We start from the raw sequence: 19,138 nt of genomic DNA, 5'->3' as shown, positions 1-19,138 counted from the left end.
GAACTGTGCCAAGACCACCCCAAAAACGCATTCTTACCGGCATGCGCACCACCGGCGCCGCGCATCTCGGCCATTACGCCGGCGCGCTGCGCAACTGGGTCGACATGCAGGGCGAATATGAGTGTTACTTCCTGCTCGCTGACGTGCAAGCTTTTAGCACGCACTTCGACGATCCGCAGCGTATTGTCGAATCCGTCCACGAAATGGTGCTCGACTGGCTCGCCGTTGGGCTCGATCCCACCAGGCAGTCGAATATCTTCTTTGTCTTGCAGAGTCAGATTCAAGACCTGACTGAACTTACCACCTACTTTTCCATGCTCACGCCCATGGCATACGTAGAGCGCAACCCCACTATCAAGAGTGAGCGGGCGCAGTACGGCGAGCGCGCGGGAAATCTCGGCTTCTACAACTATCCGGTCTCGCAAGCCGCCGACGTACTGCTCTTCACGCCGCCGCCACCCCATACCGACGGGGATGAACTCTGCGTGCCGGTGGGCGAAGACCAATTGCCGCTGCTCGAACTCACCAACGACATCGCGGGGTGGTTCAACCGCACCTACGACCGGGTCTTCTTGGAGTGCACGCACCGCCTGAGCGAGGTGCCGCGCCTCATGGGCACCGACGGCCAGGCCAAGATGAGCAAGAGCTTGGGCAACGTGATTCTGCTCAGCGACAATACGGAGACCGTGCAGAAGAAGGTCATGAGCATGTATACCGACCCCACGCGGCTGCGGGCCACTGACCCCGGCCACGTGGAAGGCAACCCGGTCTTCATGTACCACGATGCTTTCAATCCGGACGTTGCCGAAGTAGACGAACTCAAAGACCGTTATCGCAAGGGCCGCGTCGGCGACGTGGAAGTAAAACGCAAGCTCGTTGCGGCACTCAACGCGATGCTTGATCCCATTCGAGAACGCCGCAAGGCCTTTGCAAATGACCCCGAAATCGTTCAAGAGGTGCTGCAGGGCGGCATCGCGCAGACACGCGCCGTGGGCGGGGAGACTATGGAGCACGTCCGCGCCGCCATGTATATAGACTACGCAAATCTGCTGGCTACACAGACCGTGACCAGTTAGACGCGGCAAATCGAGAACCGGCAAGCACGCAATGCCCCGACGCGCCTCGTGCGCTCGACGGCACGAAACAATAGGAGCGATCAAGTGGCAACATCACCACCACTCACCGTGCGGGGACAGTTTGGCCCCTATGGGGGCCGTTACGTTCCCGAAACCGTAATACCGGCCTTGGAAGAATTGGAGGAAGCCTACGCTGACATACATGACGACGCTGATTTCCAGCAGGAACTCAATGCCTTGCTGGACCGCTACGTCGGACGCCCCACGCCGATCTACCATGCCGCCCGCCTGACCGCGGAAATCGGCGGCGCGCAGATATACCTCAAGCGCGAGGACCTGGCGCACACGGGCGCCCACAAGATCAACAATGCTCTCGGCCAAGCGCTCCTCGCCAAGCGCATCGGGCGGACCCGCATTATCGCCGAGACCGGCGCCGGACAGCATGGCGTCGCCACGGCCGCCGCGTGCGCCATGCTCGGACTCGAGTGCATCGTCTACATGGGCGAGGTTGACGTGCACCGCCAAACGCTCAACGTCTTCCGCATGAAACTGCTCGGCGCGACCGTCGTGCCGGTCATGTCCGGCAGCCGCACGCTCAAGGACGCTATCAACGAGACCATTCGTGACTGGGTGACCAACGTGGAGACCACCCACTACATCATCGGCTCCGTGGTGGGTCCGCATCCATATCCCACGATCGTGCGCGACCTGCAGAGCGTCATCGGCAGCGAAGCGCGGGAACAGTGCTTGCAACAGTTTGGGCGCTTGCCTGACGTCGTGGTAGCGTGCGTGGGCGGCGGCAGCAACGCCATAGGCATCTTTCATTCCTTTATGGATGATACCGACGTGCGTTTGGTTGGTGTGGAAGCCGCCGGGCACGGCATCGAAAGCGGCGAGCACGCCGCCACGCTTGTGGCCGGCACGCCCGGCACGCTCCACGGCGCCAAGAGCTACCTGCTGCAGGACGACGAGGGCCAGATCTACGAACCCCATAGCATCTCCGCCGGTCTGGATTACCCCGGGGTCGGCCCCGAGCACAGCTACTTGAAAGACCTGGGGCGCGCGGAGTACGTCGGTGTGACGGACGAGCAGGCGCTGGAGGGCTTTCAGCACCTCTGCCGGGCCGAAGGCATCATTCCCGCGTTGGAACCTGCGCATGCCATGTACCACGCCGCGCAAATGGCGAGTGAACTGCCCACGGACAACATAGTCTTGGTCAATCTCTCCGGCCGCGGGGACAAAGACATGACCATCGTCGCCGAAGGACTGGGGGTGGCGCTGTGAGTCGCATTAGTGCAGCGTTCGCCCAAGCGAAGGCAGAGAATCGAGCCGCGCTCATCACCTACGCTACCGTCGGGTATCCCACACCTTCCCATTCTGCGGACGTCGTGCGCGCACTGCTTGCCGGTGGCTCGGACATCGTCGAGCTCGGCATTCCCTTCTCCGACCCCCTTGCCGACGGAGCAACAATCCAACACGCATCGCAAGTCGCTCTCGAACAGGGCACCACGCTTCGCATGTCGCTTGACCTCGTACGCGAGCTGCGGGCGGAAGGAGTCACAACCCCCCTTGTCTTCATGGGGTACAACAACCCCTTCCTCCATTTCGGTTTGGAGCGCGTTGTGGACGCAGCCGCCGAGATCGGTCTCGACGGCTTCATCGTACCGGACTTGCCGCCGGAAGAGGGACAGGAGTTTGGGGGCCTTGCCCAGGCGCATGGACTCGACCTCATCCCGCTGCTGGCACCTACGAGTACGGAATCCCGCATCGCGGCCAACGTCAACGCCGGCAGTGGCTTCGTCTACTGCGTATCGCTCACCGGCGTCACCGGTGCCCGCGAGCAACTCTCCGCCACGCTGCCAGACTTTCTCGGCCGCGTGCGCCAGCACACCGACCTGCCCCTGGCCGTGGGCTTTGGGGTGTCGCGGCCCGAGCACGTTGCCACGATAGCGCAGATCGCCGAGGGTGTGGTGAGCGCGAGCGCCCTGATAAATGTGCTGGACGAGACCCCCGCAAATCGACGTTTTGCGGCCCTGACGGAACTCGTAAGCGCCATGCGCGAGGCTACTGCCCACACACACTAACCGTAAAGGGGCACGCATGGGCGTGCAATTGTCTCGTGTTGTGCCCTGGGGTCGCTCGCTGGCTGAGTATGTGGGCATGTTTGCACTTAGCCAGCAAGACCTGGGGAAGCGCATCCTGGGCTGCGCGGACGGCCCCGCAAGCTTCAACGCGGAGATGACAGCGCGCGGCCATCAGGTCGTGTCCTGCGATCCCATCTATGTCTTTAGCGCTCAGGATCTTCGGCTGGGCTTCGACGAAACGTACGCGATGATGATGGCCCAGATGCCTGCGAAGCGCGACAATTTCGTATGGGATACCATACCGTCTATCGAGGCGCTCGGCGCAATGCGGCAGACCGCCATGGGAGTTTTCATCCGCGATTTTGGGTGCAGCCAGCGAGGCAACCGCTATGTCGCCTCTGCGCTCCCCCGCCTCGCCTTTGCCGACAAGGCCTTCGATCTTGCGCTCTGTTCCAATTTTCTCTTTCTGTACTCCGAGCACTTGAGTGGAGCCTTTCATGTTGCGGCCCTGCGCGAATTCTGCCGCGTCGCAACTGAAGTCCGCGTCTTTCCTCTACTCGATCTGGATGGCCGGGTCTCGCCCCACCTCGCTCTGGCGCTCAATGCCCTCCGCCACGAAGGTTTCTTTGCTACGGTGCGGACGGTGCCGTACGAGTTTCTCAAAGGCGCTAACGAGATGCTCGCAATCACACGGACAAGTGAATAGCATAGATTTGCAACCTGTGCCCGCCGGGCGGCCTGTTACCATCCACAAGGATTAGGTATCTTAGATTGCATACCACAGAAGATCACTGCTACGCTGCTAAACTCTTGAGCGGTAGTCTTCAGTAGATCGATTGAGAAGAAAAAACATAGGCCCTGCCTAGGGAGATGCAAGATCAACCATGCTGCACGTCGCGTGTTCGACGCTTTGCTTCACACAGTTGCCGCTTGATGAAGCGCTAAGGCGCATTGCACAATTAGGCTTTCGTTATGTCGATTTGGGTGTGCAGGCCTGGGCGCACGTGAGCGCATCGGATCTGGTGCATTCCGGTGAAAGTTTTGGCGACACGCTGCAGCGGGGATTGGAGCAAGCCGGCGTGGCGCTCAGCGCGATGAATGTGGGTCTCGAGCGGGCTGCCAGCGTCTCGTTGGAAGAACAGACTGCAGCCGTTGCTGCGCTCGCCGCCTCCCACGATCTCCCAGCAATCTGCATCAATGCGCCTGCAAACGGCACGCCTTTGGGAACAGCGATAGAAGAATTGCGACTACTTGCCGCTCTCGCCGATCGCTACGGCGTCACGCTCTGTCTCGAGACGCACATCGGTTGCCTCACCGAACTACCGGCCGTAGCGGTGCGGCTGGGCGAGTCGGCGCCGAATCTCGGCCTCGCCCTCGACCCCTCGCATTTCTACGCCGGCCCGTGGCAGGGCCGCGACTTCTCAGCTACGTTTCCCCATACACGCATCGTCCACCTTCGCGACGCGGGCACATCTCCTGACAGAATCCTTGTGCCGCCCGGCGAGGGATGCGTGGACTTTTCCGCACTTCTCCGCGGGCTGGTGCAGGTCGGTTACTCGGGACCTCTTGCCGTGGAATACATCGATACCCGGGTCGGGCTTGACGCTTACGCCAAGCATGTTAGCCACGTGAAGACGATGGCCGCCTTGGCAGAGAGACTGCTTGCAGGACTTGAGGTTTCAATCGATTAGCCATTGTCCTACGTGGCGGCGCAATGACTCTCGTCCACGCAACTGCTATACTCCTATCAACTTGGCATTCAAAGACCGAAGATGAGAAACAGATTGTTGCCAAAGAATTCTCCAAGGCTGATTTCGGAAGTACAGCAATCCGGCTTCGGCGCTAAGAGGCCTTTGCAACTAACCAGCGCCAAGCCGGCACGATGATCACCACACGTATTCTCAAACGCTTCGCCGCTCTCCCGCAGAGCTAGCTATTAGAACAGGTGTCTATGGCAGCCACCGCGACCGCCGCCGCGCCCGAACGTCCCAAGCTCCTCGCAGTCGGAAGTTGGGTGCTCTACGACCTTGCCAACACGATATTCTCCTTTAATATCGTTTCGCTCTATTTCTCACTGTGGATCGTCAACGACATGGGCGGGAAGGACAGCGATTACGCACTCGCCAATAGCTTCTCCATGTTCGTTGTCTTCCTGGTGGCACCGTTCTTGGGCGCGCTCTCGGACCAGACGCCTCGCAGGATGCCGTTTCTCATTGCGACGACGCTTGTGTGTTGCCTTGCGACGTTCCTGCTGGGCATCACGGGCATATTCATTGCGCTCCTGATATTCATCGTTGCCAACGTCTTCTATCAATCCGGACTAATCTTCTACGACGCGCTGCTCCCGGTCGTTAGCACGCCGGAGAACCGGGGGCGCGTGGGCGGCATTGGTGTCGGTATAGGCTACATGGGGTCGTTCATCGGCATTATCATGGGCCTCATCGTCTTGGAGAACAATCCCGACGCAAAACCGCTCGTTTTCAAGTTGACTGCGGTACTCTTCCTGATATTTGCCGTGCCCTGCTTTCTTTGGGTGCGTGAGCAGCCACGAGTCGGCAGCGTCATACTGGGGAAACAGGCTGCCGGTCGCGCGCTCAAAGATCTCCGCCAGACGCTCGCCCGCTTGGGTGAACTACCGAACCTGCGACGTTTTCTCATTGGTCGCGTCTTCTATACTGACGCCGCGAATACCTTCATCATTTTCATGGGTATCTACTTGACCAATGAGGTGGGCTTTAGCGAGTCAGAGGTGCAGATAGCCTTGCTGCTAGGCATCCTCGGGGCCACTTTGGGCGGGTTGTCGTGGGGCTTTGTCGTAGATTGGATTGGCCCAAAGCCGTCCTTGCTGATGGTGATCGGGCTGTGGTCTTTCGTCATCACCCTGACATTCTCCATACCTCTCTTCAGCCTCGCCCCAGTCTTATTCTGGGCAATTGCGCCGCTCGGGGGATATGCGCTCGGTTCCACGTGGGCCGCCGACCGGCCCCTGATGCTGCGTCTCGCCCCAGCAGAGCACATCGGCCAGTTTTACGGCCTCTATGCCATGGTGGGACGCTTTGCCGCCATTATCGGCCCGCTCATCTGGGCATTAATCGTCAACGGTCTGGATTGGGGCCGCCCAGTGGCGGTTGCAGCTTTCCTACCCATGATGGCGATTGCCGCTTGGTTCATCTTCCGTGTGGACGACACGACGGAACAGACTGCTCCCACAGACAAGACTCCGCAAGCCGTCTAAAGAAGATGTGCGAGAAGCTCTTAACCACACCATCCGTTCGCCCTGAGCCTGTCGAAGGGTGAGCGGACGTCCTTTTCACACACCCTCTAAGCCATTCTCACCACTAATGGATCGGCCCGGCCGCAGCGGGCGTATGCGCGCGCTCCCTCAACCAACGCTTGCCGTCCGCGCGGCTGCGCGGCCACACCGACTGCTCTGATCACCGGCCTTAATCTCACGACAACCTTCCTTTCATGTTGCTCTAATCTTCCTCGGAGATACTGGATATGAGAAGAAAGTGAAGCAGATGAAAGGAAGGCAATATATGCCCCTCCGTCGCCTCGAGCGCGAGTTAGCAGACAGGCCGGATACGCAGTTTCAAGATCTGCGCGGGTTGCGCGTCTACGACCGGTGCAACCGCGTAATGGGCAAAGTGCGCGCCGTTGTCGTAGACACGGAGACCAACGAGACGGTCTACGCTGAAATCGCGTCTCCTAGCATTCTGGGGTTGGGGAACCGGCGCCAGCTTGTACGCCGTGACCGGCTGCACCACAACGCGCGCGGCCTACGTCTCACGCGGCCTACGTCTCAAAGGTAGGCGTTGAAGAAGTCGAAGGCTTTGGCACCGCTGAACTCGTGCCCGCCGTCGAATTCGTCGAGCCAGAGGCTTTCCGATACCTGCGCCGCCGCGTAGATGGTTTCCAAGTGTGCATACGCCTCACGCGCGGCCGCAATCGGAAAGCCTCCGTCTTGTATGCCGGACTCGATGAGGAGCGCCCGCGGCGCTACTAAGCCGCAAACATCGGCCACTTCCGCGTACTTGAGGATGCCGGGTACGAACTGCGATCCGCAGAAGTTGCCCTGGGTGAGCGCATACTGCTTGAAGGTCGTCAAATAGCACACCACGTCAGCCGCTTTCACCCGCTCATCCACTGCCGCAAGGTACATTGCGCGTGTGCCGCCAAACGAGAGGCCGATGCAACCAAGCCGGTCCGCGTCTACTTCCGGGCGGCTCGCCAAGTAGTCAAGTCCCCGCATGTCGTCCCAGGTGTTGAGCGCCATCAGGTTCATGCCGAAGAGGAAGGTCTTGATGCCGTTCACGTTGCAGCCGTCGCGGTTGCCGTAGCGCCGGAAGTCTTCACTGCGCTCGCCAAAGCCCCGCGCGTCGGGGCACAGGGTCACAAAACCGCGCCTGGCAAGCTGCAGGCCGTAGTCATAGTTAGCGCGTTCGATCGCGCGGGCCCTATCTTCCTCACCGTAGTCCACATGCGCCACGTTATCCTTGCCGTATATTCCGTGTCCGTGTAAGCAGATGATGCCGGGAGCCGGCTGCGCGACATCCTCCGGAATCAAGAGCCACGCCGGAACCTGGACGTCTTCGGCAGTAGTGTACACCACTTTCTCGTAATGGACGCCAAACTGCTCCCGATGCTCGACGACGCGTGCCTCCAGCGGTACCTGCTCCGGAAACGGCTCCATGAGGTCAAGCAGCCGCGCCCGCAATTGCTGCTGCCACACGTACCACTCCTCACGACTCTCGCCGGCAAAGTGCAGCAGCGGGGGGTGTTTCTCGTAGTGCGCCATGATGTACGTATCGAAATCGAATGCTTCACTCACGAGCGTGTTCTCCTTTTCAAACCGATAGAGCTATGCGCCAAGCTCAATGATTCTACACGTTTGCTTGAAAATCAAGCCACATCCGCGCAATTGCCATACATTATAGGGAAATGACGCAGGTTGCAAACCTGCGTCTGCGTTCTCCTGCTGGGACGTTACACTTCCCCCTCACCCCGGCCCTCTCCCCAGGGAGAGGGAGCAATACCCGCCTCTGCGCAATGAAAAATGCCGGCGGCGCCACAGAGCCGTTAGGTTACCTGTGCTAATTCCACAATGGTGAATGGCACCTCGCGGGGATTCTCCGGTCCAACGTAGATGGCATCCGTTGGGCAATAGATCTCGCACAACAAGCAAGACTGGCAGTCATCTTGGTACCTGATATAGGCTTTCTTCTTATCATCCATACGCAGAACGTCTAACGGGCAGACTTTTACGCAAAGGGTGCAGCCGATACAGAGGTCTTCGTACACTTTTTCAATTGCCACTACTAGAGATCTCCACTACGTACAGTATTGGGCCGCGAAGCGACCTGAGCCGCGTGCCCAGACCCCACATTCCACCAAGCATCTGGGTTCGATTAGCATTGTCTTGCCGATAGTACGCCTAATCCCCCTCCAACAAGCCGTAGCGCGGGGGCTTGTCCCCCGCTTCTTGGCGAGATAGGCCCACACCATCTTGGCAAGGCACATAGCCTGTTATCCAAAATACATTAATCAGCATTCTCAAACCACATGGCGCCTTGTGCGGTGTCACACCGGTTGACAAACCGTCCTGGAGGCGCTGTGGGCGCATAAAAAACTACACCGCCGCCGCTGGTTCAAGAATTCCCAACCTCTCTAGCCGGTCTCGAGGTACGGGAGTGTAGCGAAAGATCGGCTCACTACTCGCATTCGGCTCCGCGATTATCCACCGTAACCAGCCACTATCGTCTCGCTGAGGATAGTCTTCACGGTAGTGCCACCCCCGGCTCTCCGTCCGCTTGAGCGCTGCCTCGTACATGAGCGCCGTTGTCAGGGCGGTTGCCTCGACCTCATAGCACTTGACGAGTTCGTGGAAGTCCGGCGCGAAGAGGCGTGGCACGGCCTCCCGCTGCAGAGTCCGCACGTGCGCAAGTGCCCGTTGCATGCGCTCTCCTTCACGGAAGATATTTACTTCCGTTGGCATGGCCTGGGTCTGCAGGTGACCGTAAACAACATCGGGGAGCAGGCCGTTCTCGCGCTCCATGGGTCGCTGCGCCTCCGCCAGGGCATCCTCCGCTTTCGCAGCAGAAATCTCATCCCCAGCAACGCCCTGTGCAAACTTCCCCGCGCCCTCACCCGCGGCAAAGCCGCTCGCGTTCGCCCAAGCGAGATTGAGAAACGTGATGCCGCTGGATGCGCCTACCACGTAGCCGCGTGTGGCCGCATCTCCCGCAACGTACAGACCGGGCACGCGAGTAGCCATTGAGGTATCAGTTATATGGATTCCCGCAGAGCCCGACACGGAACCGTTGAATCCCGGATGCCATTGCGTGCGCTCAGCAAAAAGGTCCTGCCCGCTACGACGGGCGAGTTCCGCGATGTGCTTGAAAGCGTGCAACCACATTTCTCGATCTGTGCCGGGAACTGCGGAGAGGTCAAGCTGAATCGGCCCGCGCCCAGCTCGAATTTCGGATGCCATACCGCGGGCGATGACGTGAATTGCCGGGGGAACCTTATCCGAATACTTGCCGAGAAACGGTTCACCCTCTCCATTCAAGTACTTGCCGCCTATGGCAGCGAGAATGCACTGTCCATGGCTATCAAAGCGAGTGTTGGTGGCAATGTAGCCGTTGGCATACTCCATATTCATTAGGGACGCGCCAGCGTCCCATGCGAGCTTATATGCCTCGCCACAGAGCATGTCGTGGCCGAAGTGCGTCCCTTTCCACGCACAGCCTCCCGCTGCCAGCACCACGGACTTTGCCTGAATCAGGCAGAGCCGCTCATCCTGCCGCCGGATGCCCACCGCGCCGACAACTCGACCGTCCTGGACGAGAAGCTTCACGATTGCGGCATGATCGAGGATTTTCGCCTGCTTGGTGCGCAAGACCTGCTTGCGCATGAGTTTCATCAACTCGACGCTGTCCAAGCCAAGCCGCCAGACCGTCTCGCGCGAACCTACGTAGATGAGGCGGCGGTGAAGGGATCCGTCTTCATGGCGGTCAAAAGGGGCACCCCAGCCATCTAATTCCGAAATTCGCTCGTAGTTGGCCTGCACCAACCATTCCACCCACGCCGGGTCTATGAGAAGCTCACTCTCGCGGCAATGTTCACGCACAAAGTCTGCGGGATCGTCATCCGGCGTTAGGTAGAGCACCACGCCACCCGCGAAGACGCTACAGCCGGACCCTCCCACGAATCCCTTGTCCACTACCAACGCCCGGCTGCCCTGCCGCGTGGCCGCAATCGCAGCCCAGCAACCCGCCAGCCCGCCGCCGATTACGAGGACATCGGTGGTGTGAACATCATAAGGCACTTCCATGACGACCCTCACCCTAGCCCTCTCCCAGAGGGAGAGGGGACAATCTCAGAGCTTAGTTACTTGCCGGAACCATCCGGAAACGGCAAATCGCGACCGGACTTGATTGCAATTCGCTTGCCAGAGCCAGCGAATTCTTCATTGACTACCTGTAGCGCGGGGGCTTGTCCCCCGCTCTTTAGCGCAACAATCAAGCACCATCTCGGACAATGCGTTTAGCGCTCCTCCTGGTCCCAAGAGACGTGCACGCGGAGCGAGCGGATGAGCTGGTCCAACGCATAGCCGATAACGCCAATAATGAGAATGACGGCCATGAGTTCACCGTAGTTGAAGCGGTCGCGTGTATCCAGAATGTAGTAGCCCAGGCCATCGGAAACACCCAACATCTCCGCGGGCACCAAGACGACCCACGCAAGACCCACTGCTAACCGGAGACCCGTTAGCATGTCCGGGACAATCGCAGGCAGGATGACCATGCGCACAAGCTTCCACTCGTTGGCGCCCAGGGTGCGCGCTGCCCGAATCCAACGCTGGTCCAGACTGCTCACACCATGAGCCGTATTGATGATCATCGGCCACACCGCGGCAATTGCAATCAAGAAGATGACGGGATTGCTCCCTACACCAAACGCGATGATCGCAATCGGCATCCAAGACAACGGCGAAATCATGCGGATGAACTGGAAAGCGAGCGAAGATGCGCGTTCGGCAGTCCGGTAATGGCCGATGATGACGCCAATCGGCACCCCAATTGCAACCGCTAGGGCCAATCCCAACCCAATGCGCTCTAAGCTTGCAACGATGTGGGAGTAAATGACACCGCTGACAAAGAAGCCCACGAGCTCGCGAAAGGCGTTGCGAGGTTGGAACGCCATCACGATGCCGGAGTCAGTCAGCAGACCGCCCGTAAGCACCTGCCAGAAGAGCAGGATGACGAGGAAGCCTATGACTGGTAGGCCTATGCTGCGTACTTGCACCCACCAACGGCTCGCGGCCGGCTCCGAAACGCTCCTCGCCGTCGCTGAGCCGGAGCGCTTATCGTCGCAAGCGGGTTCGGCCAGCCGTCCTTCCGTGCGCATGGCCTCACTCAATGCCGATGATCTCCTTGCGCTCGAACGCTTGCTCTTCCGCAACGTTGAACGCGGCAGGGCCGCCAGCGGCGTTATAGGCTTCTCTAACCAACGTATACTCTACCAAATCCTCCGCCGCGTGATCGCCTGAGAGATCGCCCAAGAAACTAGTGTCGCCTTCCACCTTCGTCTGCTTGATTTGATTCACGAGCTCTATGGTATAGGTCGGATACGGCCACGGCTGGAAGCCAATCCGTGACGCGCCCCACTCCGGATGGTGAATGGCATTCGTGCCCTGCGGGCCATAGGTCTCTAAATCGTACTTGCTCATGGCACGTTCGATTACATTGGCGGCCTGCGGCAGGAGTCCACTGCCGTCCTTCGACAGAAGCTGCGCCGTACCGGGAATGTCCTTGAGCGCCCCAAGCTGAGCTTTGGCAATGCTGTTCAGCACACGCTGCGCCCACTCTGGGTTCTCATCGATGTATTTCTCGCTCAGCACCGCCACGCAGCACGCATGGTCCTTCCAAATGTCACCCGTAAACCGGATAATCTTCCCGTTTGCGAGCAACTCACCGGCAGCGTTGAATGGCTCCGCCACGATATAGCCGTCTATCGATCGGTTACCAAGTGCAGTCGGCATGTCCGGCGGCGCCATCACGAAGAGATTCACCTGATTGCTGGCGAGCTCTCGATTGCGGTCTTGAATGACGGCCTCTAGGTTGTGGTGGCGCAGTGCCATCTGCAAGACGACATTGTGGATCGAATACCAGAACGGCACGGCAATTTGCTTGCCACCCAAGTCCTTGATGCTATCAATACCGCCCTCTTGATGCACGGTCAGCGCCGAGCCATTGATGTGGTCCCAAGCAACCACTTTGACGGGAAAGCCTATGCCGTAGCGCATCCATACCGTCATCGGCATCAGAAAGTGCGCCACATTCACCTGGTCCGCCATGAACGCTTCGGCAAGCTGCGACCAGCCGCGGAAGAGCGCGGGTTTTTCAGCATTCAAGCCCTCATTGGCAAAGTAGTCGCCAGCATATCCAAGCGTGAGCGGCGTGGAGTCCGTAATCGGCAAGTAGCCAATTTTCACGGGTATGTCCGCGACCTTTGAGGGGCTCACCGGCCCGCCACTCGCGCTTTCTTCTTCGTCACCGCCGCAGGCGCCGAGCAGCGGACTGGCAACAGCGCCGAGAGCCACTGCGCCAAGCGTTTTCAGAAACTGCGCCCGCGTAATCTGCATTGACACTTTCAGTTCTCCCTTAGAGTGGGTCTATTTCTACTGTTCTGCAAGATAACCTCGTACTTGGGATCGCTCCGGTAGCCGCGAGCAGTGAACTCGCAACCCCCAAGAGCAGGACTTCATTGCGTCGCCTGCTCCCCAACGGACGTGCCCCCCGGTGCATGACCGCAATAGTAGACTTACAACAGAGTTCCTGGACAACTCCCTGATAGAGCTTGCGAGTAGGCTGAGGTACGTACGGCATTATTTGAAAGTCCCTAGATGTGATAGTACTGTTCGCGGGTGTGCGCGAGATTGAACTCGGTAAAGACTTCCTCACGCAAGCGCACGAGCTGCGGGTCAACACGATCGCGCGGGTGAGCAATGGGCACCGGGATGATCCGCCGCAACTCGCCGGGATGCGCGGACATGATTGCCACACGATCGCCAACATATAACGCTTCGTCAATGTCATGCGTCACGAAAACCGTGGTGACGCGTTGCGCCTTTACGATGCGCACGATTTCCTCTTGCATTTCCATGCGCGTGAAAGCGTCGAGCGCGCCGAAGGGCTCATCCATAAGTAAGATCTCCACCTGATTGGCGAGCGCGCGCGCCAATGCGACGCGCTGCGCCATGCCACCGGAGAGCTGCGCCGGCCGCGCCCGTTCGAATCCCTGCAAGCGGGTGAGTGCCACGAGGTCCGCAACAATCGTCTGCTTGTCGCCCTTGAACCTGCGCGCGTCGAGACCGAAACGGATGTTCTCCTCAACCGTCAACCAAGGAAAGAGCGCATAGTCTTGAAAGACCATGCCTCGTGTGTAATGTGGGCCTGCTACCGGTTCGCCCGCTACAGTGACGCTCCCGTGGGAAAGCTGATCTAGTCCCGCAACAATGTTAAGGAGCGTCGACTTGCCACACCCGCTCGGCCCCAACACACAGAGCAACTCGCCCTCATGCACAGAGAGGCTCACGTCCTGGAATGCCACCGTGTCGCCGTGCCGCGAGCCAAACACTTTTGAGGCTCCCTCGAGCACGATCCGTGCTTCTGGGGAGGAAACGTCGCCCACGTCTTGCGCTACTAATCTCGCCACGAAAAAGCCCCGCTCTCGCTGCAACAACCACGAATGTATACGTGCAATCTAAACTTTACTAAGTAACTTTATTTAGATAATATATTAACTAAGTAGCATAGTGCGAAACCGATGTCAAACTACACCGGTTCGTATAGAATGTATGCGGTAGCGTTTCACTTTCCGGAGGCTCTCGATGGCGCAGCAAATTGATAGCGACATTCCCTTTGGCACAGTCGACAGTGCGGAAGCCAAACAGATGATCGATAGCGGCGACTACCAGGTAATCGACGTGCGCATGCCCAACCAGTTCGCCAAAGCGCACATTCCTGATTCCACCTTGGCGCCGTTGCCCGAACTCCTGCAAAAGCCGTGGGAGTTCCTTGCCGAAGACAAGATCATCTTCGTCTGCGAAGTCGGCCAGAGTAGCCAGGTTGCTTGCGAGATCGCCGCCGCCATGGGTTTGGAGGACCTCTACAACCTTGGACCCGGCATCGTTGGCTGGCAGCAAGACGGCTATCCGCTCGAGGAAGGCCTCCCTCAAGGGGGTTGAGCCTCTGTTGTAATTCCTCTGCTTGGGGTGGCAATTCCCATTTGAGAAGTGGGTAGGCCCACAGCAAGTCTGCCATCTACAAAAGTCTTTCTGTTGACGATTCGCTGGCTTGGATATATATTATATATATATGAGGGGAGGTGCACCCGTGGGCAGAAACTCGCACATATCCAAATGGGGTACCAGTCTAGCCATTCGCATTCCTAAGGCAATTGCGCAACAGTGGGGCGTTCGAGAGGGATCTGCAATCGAGATCATCTCGCGTGGCGATCACGTTGTCCTGCGCAAGGAGACCTATAACCTTGCCGACATGCTGGATCAGGTGACGGACGACAATCTCCACTCCGAACAGGATACCGGCCCGATCCAAGGCAATGAGGAATGGTAGGTGCTGACTATGTTCCTGCCAGAGGGGAGATTGTCTGGCTGCGCTTCACTCCTCAATCCGGGCGCGAACAGGCCGGTCACCGTCCCGCCCTGGTTTTGAGTCCTTTGGCCTACAACGAGAAGACCGGCCTAGGGTTATTTTGCCCAATTACGTCTACAGTCAAGGGCTACCCCTTTGAGGTCATGCTTCCTCCTACCGGCGAAATCACCGGTGTCGTGCTCGCCGACCAGGTCAAGAGCCTCGACTGGCGGGTAATACGCGCTCAATTTGCCTGCCAGGCTTCTCCACAAGTCGTTAGCGAGGTCCTAGGCAAGATCAACGCGCTCTTACAGTGATGAACCCTGCAGGTTCATGATCCAGCAAATCCCCCTCGCGGTCATTCTCGGCAGTGGCGCGGCATTGACGTCGCTGGCGCTGCTCATGTTCTGGTGGCTGGCCGGACGTACCGTCTCGGCAGAAACCGCAGTCCACGCGGGGCCGGTATTTCTCCGCCGCATAGCCCGCAACGCGCTCGTACCGTTGCTGGCCATGGTCATTGCGCGCGGCCTTATGTGGGTATTCGCCGCGTACTACCTCCGTGTGCTTGGTCTGGAAAACTACGGCTACTATGCCCATGCCGTCAACCTGATCGGCTTTTTCGGCCCGCTCACAGACTTCGGCTTGGGCGTGCTGCTGACGCGGGAAGTAAGCCGCCGCCCCGATGCTGCCTCGGCATATGTTGTGGTTGTGCAGCGCATCCGTTTGTTGCTCTCAATTGCCGCTATCCCTGTCGTGATCCTCATCATGGCGGGCATCTGGTATGTGGACATCGCGCCGGCAAACACCATCCTGACGGCGGGTCTCCTCGCGGTAGCGCTCATCCCGGCAAACGCCGCCGGTACGGCCAGTTCCCTCTTTGCCGCCCGCGAGCGCATGGACTACACAGCGCTCGTGCAGATCGCTACGGTACTCTTCACGGTGGGCTTGGGCATAGTGGCAATCGCTCTCGGTTGGGGTTACGTGGGACTAGCCGTAACAGCGCTCATCGCCAACGTCGTCACCGCTTTCGTGCTGCTCCGGGCGCTCCCTCACGAAGGCACCTCCCGCGCGCCCTGGGACGGGCAACTGGCGCGCACGCTCATGCTGGCGTCCGTGCCGCTGATGCTCAATGCGTTGCTCAACATCGTTTTCTTCCGCATCGACATACAGGTGTTGACGATGACACGGGATATTACGGAAGTTGGGTACTACGGAGCGGCGTATAAGTATGTTGAAGCCTTTGCCCTGCTGCCCTCGGCGCTCGTGTTTGCGCTCTTCCCGGCGCTCTCACGGATCGCCCCCACCGACCGTGCTGCTCTCCAGAGTATCTTTACCAAGGCGTTGCAATTCATGCTCGTCCTCGCCGTCGGCAGCACAGTCTGCTTTAGCTGGTACGCCACTTCCTTTATCTGGGTGATCGGCGGCGACAAGTTCCTGCCCCATGGGGCCACCGCCCTTGCCATACTCATCTGGTTCCTTCCGCTGAGTTATGTCAATGCAATCACACAGTACGTCCTCATTGCCCTTGACCAACAGAAATGGATCGCTATCGCCTTTGCGCTCGCCACCGCATTCAACCTGGTAACAAACATCATCTTCGTGCCGCAGTACGGTTACGCGGCCGCGGCGGTGACGACGGTGCTCTCCGAGCTGGTACTCCTGGCGCCCTTTTTCGTCATCGCGCGCCGCAGGGAGATCATAATCCCAATTCTCAGCACTGGATGGCGACCGTTGCTGGCCGGCGTTGGCATGTTTGCTGTTGCGTGGTTCACGAGTTCTCTCCCTGCACTGCCGAGCATGGCGTTAGCGGGATTCGTTTATCTTGGCCTGGTAATCGCTCTCGGGGCCCTGCCGCGCGAAGACATCGCACGCTTCTGGAGTGCCCTGCGTGGCGCGCGAACTTAGAAGAGTCTCGTTCTTACCGACGGCGCAGCGTGTAGGGGCGGTTCGCGAACCGCCCTTAACTGCCGCAAGGGCATCCACCGCAGCTCTTACCCACGGCGCACCGAGTAGAGGCCGCGTACCAACCTTACCTGCCGCAAGAGCATCCACCGCAGCGCGGGGACTTGCCCCCCGCATCAGAACGAGAAGTCCTAAAGGAATCTCCGCAGTCCTTCCCTACGTGAATGGAGAATAAGTATCTCGCTTCCTCCGGCTCTTACGCTCTTGCCCGGCTGTCGTGTCCCGCCTGTGATATGCTCGTAAGACGCGCCTCGCTGCATGTATAAGATGCCGTTCTCAGAAATAGAGCGCTCCCGACAGCTGGTCTGAATAGTCTTGTTCTTACCAACGGTGCAGCGTGTAGGGGCGGTTCGCGAACCGTCCCCACCTGTCACAAGAGCATCCACCGCAGTTCTTACCGACGGCGCACCGAGTAGAGGCGGTTCGCGAACCGCCCCTACCTGCCACAGAATATCCAGCGTAGCGCGGGGGCTTGTCCCCCGCCTGGTCGCACAAGAGTAAGGCACAACCTTGAGGTGTCTCTCAACCAGGTTCACGCAGGTTTCAATCCTGCGCTACCGGAGCAGAGCGGCGCTCAACGCGCGCTGTGTTTCTTGACCGCAGTGGAGGCACGGCCCTGGAGGAGAATCCATGACGTCCGAGAACGAGAGAGTCCTCGACCACCGCGCAGTCGGCGACCTCTGGGATGACAACGCCGAAGCCTGGACCACGCTCACCCGCCTCGGCTACGACAAGTACCGCGACCACATCAACACGCCGGCCTACATGGAGATGCTGCCTGACGTAGAGGGGCTGCAGGGGCTTGACGTCGGCTGCGGCGAGGGACACAACACCCGCTTGGTCGCACAACGCGGCGCGCATCTTACCGCCTTGGATATTTCCAGCCGCTTCGTGGACTATGCCCAGGAGCAAGAGACGGAAGAGCCATTAGATATCACCTATCTGCGCGCCAGCGCAGTGGATTTGCCTCTGGCCGACGCCGGCTTCGACTTTGTCATGGCCACCATGAGCATGATGGACGTGCCGGACCAGGACCGCGCTATCCGGGAAGTGGCGCGCGTCTTGAAGCCGGGCGGCTTCTTCCAGTTCTCGATTCTTCACCCTTGCTTCATGACACCCCGCTTCAAGTGGGTGCTCGATGAAGAGGGGCGACGCGTCGCTATGGAGTGCGGAGACTATTTCAAGACGGAGCAAGGCACCATCGAGGAGTGGATCTTCGGCTCGGCGCCTGACGAATTGAAGGAGCGTTACAAGAAATTCCGCATCCCGCGCTACTTCCACACCTTGAGCACATGGCTGAACATGCTAGCCACAGCCGGTCTCGTCATCGAAGAGAGCGCCGAGCCGTACGCCAGTGACGAGTCCATCGCAATCTATCCCAGCCTCGCCGCCACCCGCGTTATCGCCTGCTCCCTCCACCTCCGCTGCCGGAAACCATCACGGTAGAGGAAAGCGCAGCAGTCGCCAAGGCGCAAAGAAAGGGTAAGCTCTGCGTTTCGCAATGCATAGGACGCGCGCGCGCGGTGAAGACCTAGCCGCTTTCAAAGCTCGTCTTGGTGCGCTGGCGTGCACCGGGAGTGCACGCATACTCCTGCACCACTTCGCCATCCACGATGTGTTCCGCCACGATGCGGTCCACGGCAGTCTCGTCCACGCCGCCGTACCATGTGCCGTCGGGATGCACCACCATCATCGGACCGAGATCACAGGGATAAAGACAGCCGGTGCGGACCATCATCACGCGCTGCTTGCCTCGCAACCGGCATTCCCTGACCTTCGCCTCGAAATACTCCCACAGCGCCGGGGCATTCTCCAGCGTGCAGCGCGGTCCGCTGCAGAGGAGCACATGATGCCGATGGGAGGGTAAGTGATTCCAGGAGCGCCGCCGCTCCTCTATCGTGGGATCCTCACGCACATCCGTAAAGGAGCGAGCATCCATGACGGCAGCGCTAAAGGCGTCTGCCAGGTGGGCGCTATCGCCTAACGGCGGTGCGAGCGCGACCTCCACGTCAGCATCCGCATGTTCGCGCAGCCAGTCGCGCAGCGCGAGGGGCAGCCACCAGCGCAGCGTGCGATCCATGGGCACGAGACCCGGCACCACCAGGAGGCGGCGGGCCCCTGCGGCGAGACACTGTTCGAGCACGGCCGACAGCGCCGGCTTGCCCTGCTCCAAGAATGCGTAGCGCACAGCGCGAAAGCTACCGGCACGAGCTACAGATGCGACCAGCCGTTCCAATTCCTGGCGCGGGGGCGCGCCCGAGCCGCCGCGGCCCCCGATAAAAACCCTGTCAAACGGCACGCCCCTGGGCGCCCGTTTGGGGTCCGGGGGGAAGACGTGTTCCTCTTGTTCCCTGTGGCG

19 protein-coding genes are annotated in these 19,138 nt (G+C 59.5%); 12 read left to right on the top strand and 7 right to left on the bottom strand.

Features of this window, described 5'->3' with window-relative positions; all coding sequences use genetic code 11:
• Positions 1–5: 5 nt before the first annotated feature.
• The 7 genes from trpS to OXE05_14030 all read left to right on the top strand — a co-directional run bounded on the left by trpS (position 6) and on the right by OXE05_14030 (position 6,972).
• Positions 6–1,076, top strand: a complete 1,071-nt coding sequence (gene trpS / locus OXE05_14060) for a tryptophan--tRNA ligase (protein ID MCY4438440.1) — start codon at positions 6–8, stop codon at positions 1,074–1,076.
• Between the two features lie 84 nt (positions 1,077–1,160).
• Positions 1,161–2,360: a tryptophan synthase subunit beta gene (trpB, locus tag OXE05_14055; GenBank protein MCY4438439.1), complete on the top strand. Its 1,200-nt coding sequence runs from the start codon at positions 1,161–1,163 to the stop codon at positions 2,358–2,360.
• The gene (gene trpA, locus OXE05_14050; GenBank protein MCY4438438.1) at positions 2,357–3,160 is read left to right on the top strand and encodes a tryptophan synthase subunit alpha; all 804 of its coding nucleotides are present in this window, start codon (positions 2,357–2,359) and stop codon (positions 3,158–3,160) included. Before trpB ends, trpA begins: the two co-directional genes overlap by 4 nt.
• 16 nt (positions 3,161–3,176) lie before the next feature.
• On the top strand, positions 3,177–3,866 hold the full coding sequence (locus OXE05_14045; protein MCY4438437.1) for an SAM-dependent methyltransferase: 690 nt from the start codon (positions 3,177–3,179) through the stop codon (positions 3,864–3,866).
• A gap of 178 nt (positions 3,867–4,044) precedes the next feature.
• Positions 4,045–4,851, top strand: a complete 807-nt coding sequence (locus tag OXE05_14040; GenBank protein MCY4438436.1) for a sugar phosphate isomerase/epimerase — start codon at positions 4,045–4,047, stop codon at positions 4,849–4,851.
• Positions 4,852–5,111: 260 nt separating this feature from the next.
• A complete protein-coding gene (locus OXE05_14035; protein ID MCY4438435.1) occupies positions 5,112–6,395 on the top strand; it encodes an MFS transporter in 1,284 nt (427 codons plus the stop codon).
• 304 nt (positions 6,396–6,699) lie between these two features.
• Positions 6,700–6,972, top strand: coding sequence for a PRC-barrel domain-containing protein (locus OXE05_14030; protein MCY4438434.1), 273 nt, complete (start codon positions 6,700–6,702; stop codon positions 6,970–6,972).
• On the opposite strand, the gene OXE05_14025 is transcribed toward OXE05_14030, so the two are convergent.
• From OXE05_14025 to OXE05_14000, 6 genes are all read right to left on the bottom strand, one after another.
• A complete protein-coding gene (locus tag OXE05_14025; protein ID MCY4438433.1) occupies positions 6,963–7,991 on the bottom strand; it encodes an acetylxylan esterase in 1,029 nt (342 codons plus the stop codon). The genes OXE05_14030 and OXE05_14025 overlap by 10 nt on opposite strands.
• A gap of 248 nt (positions 7,992–8,239) precedes the next feature.
• Positions 8,240–8,476 carry a 4Fe-4S binding protein gene (locus OXE05_14020; GenBank protein MCY4438432.1) on the bottom strand — a complete coding sequence of 79 codons (237 nt, stop codon included), beginning with the start codon at positions 8,474–8,476 and terminating at the stop codon, positions 8,240–8,242.
• A gap of 313 nt (positions 8,477–8,789) precedes the next feature.
• Entirely contained in the window at positions 8,790–10,493 is a 1,704-nt protein-coding gene (locus tag OXE05_14015; protein ID MCY4438431.1) for an FAD-binding protein, read from the bottom strand.
• 212 nt (positions 10,494–10,705) lie between these two features.
• Positions 10,706–11,581 (bottom strand): ABC transporter permease, encoded by an 876-nt coding sequence (locus tag OXE05_14010; GenBank protein ID MCY4438430.1) that lies wholly within the window; start codon positions 11,579–11,581, stop codon positions 10,706–10,708.
• Positions 11,574–12,806 (bottom strand): ABC transporter substrate-binding protein, encoded by a 1,233-nt coding sequence (locus tag OXE05_14005; GenBank protein MCY4438429.1) that lies wholly within the window; start codon positions 12,804–12,806, stop codon positions 11,574–11,576. The genes OXE05_14010 and OXE05_14005 overlap by 8 nt, the downstream gene beginning before the upstream one ends.
• A gap of 257 nt (positions 12,807–13,063) precedes the next feature.
• Positions 13,064–13,879: an ABC transporter ATP-binding protein gene (locus OXE05_14000; GenBank protein ID MCY4438428.1), complete on the bottom strand. Its 816-nt coding sequence runs from the start codon at positions 13,877–13,879 to the stop codon at positions 13,064–13,066.
• A gap of 175 nt (positions 13,880–14,054) precedes the next feature.
• On the opposite strand from OXE05_14000, the gene OXE05_13995 reads away from it, so the two are divergent.
• The 5 genes from OXE05_13995 (at position 14,055) to OXE05_13975 (ending at position 18,225) form a co-directional block, all read left to right on the top strand.
• Complete coding sequence (locus tag OXE05_13995) at positions 14,055–14,411, top strand: rhodanese-like domain-containing protein (protein ID MCY4438427.1); 357 nt, start codon at positions 14,055–14,057, stop codon at positions 14,409–14,411.
• A 148-nt stretch (positions 14,412–14,559) separates the two neighbouring features.
• Entirely contained in the window at positions 14,560–14,799 is a 240-nt protein-coding gene (locus tag OXE05_13990; protein ID MCY4438426.1) for an AbrB/MazE/SpoVT family DNA-binding domain-containing protein, read from the top strand.
• Positions 14,793–15,134 carry an endoribonuclease MazF gene (gene mazF / locus OXE05_13985; GenBank protein ID MCY4438425.1) on the top strand — a complete coding sequence of 114 codons (342 nt, stop codon included), beginning with the start codon at positions 14,793–14,795 and terminating at the stop codon, positions 15,132–15,134. Before OXE05_13990 ends, mazF begins: the two co-directional genes overlap by 7 nt.
• 16 nt (positions 15,135–15,150) lie before the next feature.
• Entirely contained in the window at positions 15,151–16,722 is a 1,572-nt protein-coding gene (locus OXE05_13980; protein MCY4438424.1) for a flippase, read from the top strand.
• 687 nt (positions 16,723–17,409) lie between these two features.
• Positions 17,410–18,225 (top strand): class I SAM-dependent methyltransferase, encoded by an 816-nt coding sequence (locus OXE05_13975; protein ID MCY4438423.1) that lies wholly within the window; start codon positions 17,410–17,412, stop codon positions 18,223–18,225.
• Between the two features lie 85 nt (positions 18,226–18,310).
• Here the strand turns inward: OXE05_13975 and OXE05_13970 are convergent.
• The coding region (locus tag OXE05_13970; GenBank protein MCY4438422.1) for an NAD(P)H-dependent oxidoreductase subunit E at positions 18,311–19,138 on the bottom strand (828 nt) is incomplete at its 5' end.

The sequence above is a fragment of the Chloroflexota bacterium genome (assembly GCA_026710945.1).
Taxonomy (GTDB): Bacteria; Chloroflexota; UBA11872; order VXOZ01; family VXOZ01; genus VXOZ01.
Note: the sequence above shows the minus strand (reverse complement) of the source record. Positions and strands in the feature narration are given on the sequence as shown.

Coding starts and splice junctions, on each gene's coding strand:
- OXE05_13980 (MCY4438424.1), top strand. CDS start 15,151: ATGATCCAGCAAATCCCCCTCGCGGTCATTCTCGGCAGTGGCGCGGCA.
- OXE05_14045 (MCY4438437.1), top strand. CDS start 3,177: ATGGGCGTGCAATTGTCTCGTGTTGTGCCCTGGGGTCGCTCGCTGGCT.
- OXE05_13975 (MCY4438423.1), top strand. CDS start 17,410: ATGACGTCCGAGAACGAGAGAGTCCTCGACCACCGCGCAGTCGGCGAC.
- OXE05_14040 (MCY4438436.1), top strand. CDS start 4,045: ATGCTGCACGTCGCGTGTTCGACGCTTTGCTTCACACAGTTGCCGCTT.
- mazF (MCY4438425.1), top strand. CDS start 14,793: ATGGTAGGTGCTGACTATGTTCCTGCCAGAGGGGAGATTGTCTGGCTG.
- OXE05_14015 (MCY4438431.1), bottom strand. CDS start 10,493: ATGGAAGTGCCTTATGATGTTCACACCACCGATGTCCTCGTAATCGGC.
- OXE05_14030 (MCY4438434.1), top strand. CDS start 6,700: ATGCCCCTCCGTCGCCTCGAGCGCGAGTTAGCAGACAGGCCGGATACG.
- OXE05_14005 (MCY4438429.1), bottom strand. CDS start 12,806: ATGCAGATTACGCGGGCGCAGTTTCTGAAAACGCTTGGCGCAGTGGCT.
- OXE05_13995 (MCY4438427.1), top strand. CDS start 14,055: ATGGCGCAGCAAATTGATAGCGACATTCCCTTTGGCACAGTCGACAGT.
- OXE05_14035 (MCY4438435.1), top strand. CDS start 5,112: ATGGCAGCCACCGCGACCGCCGCCGCGCCCGAACGTCCCAAGCTCCTC.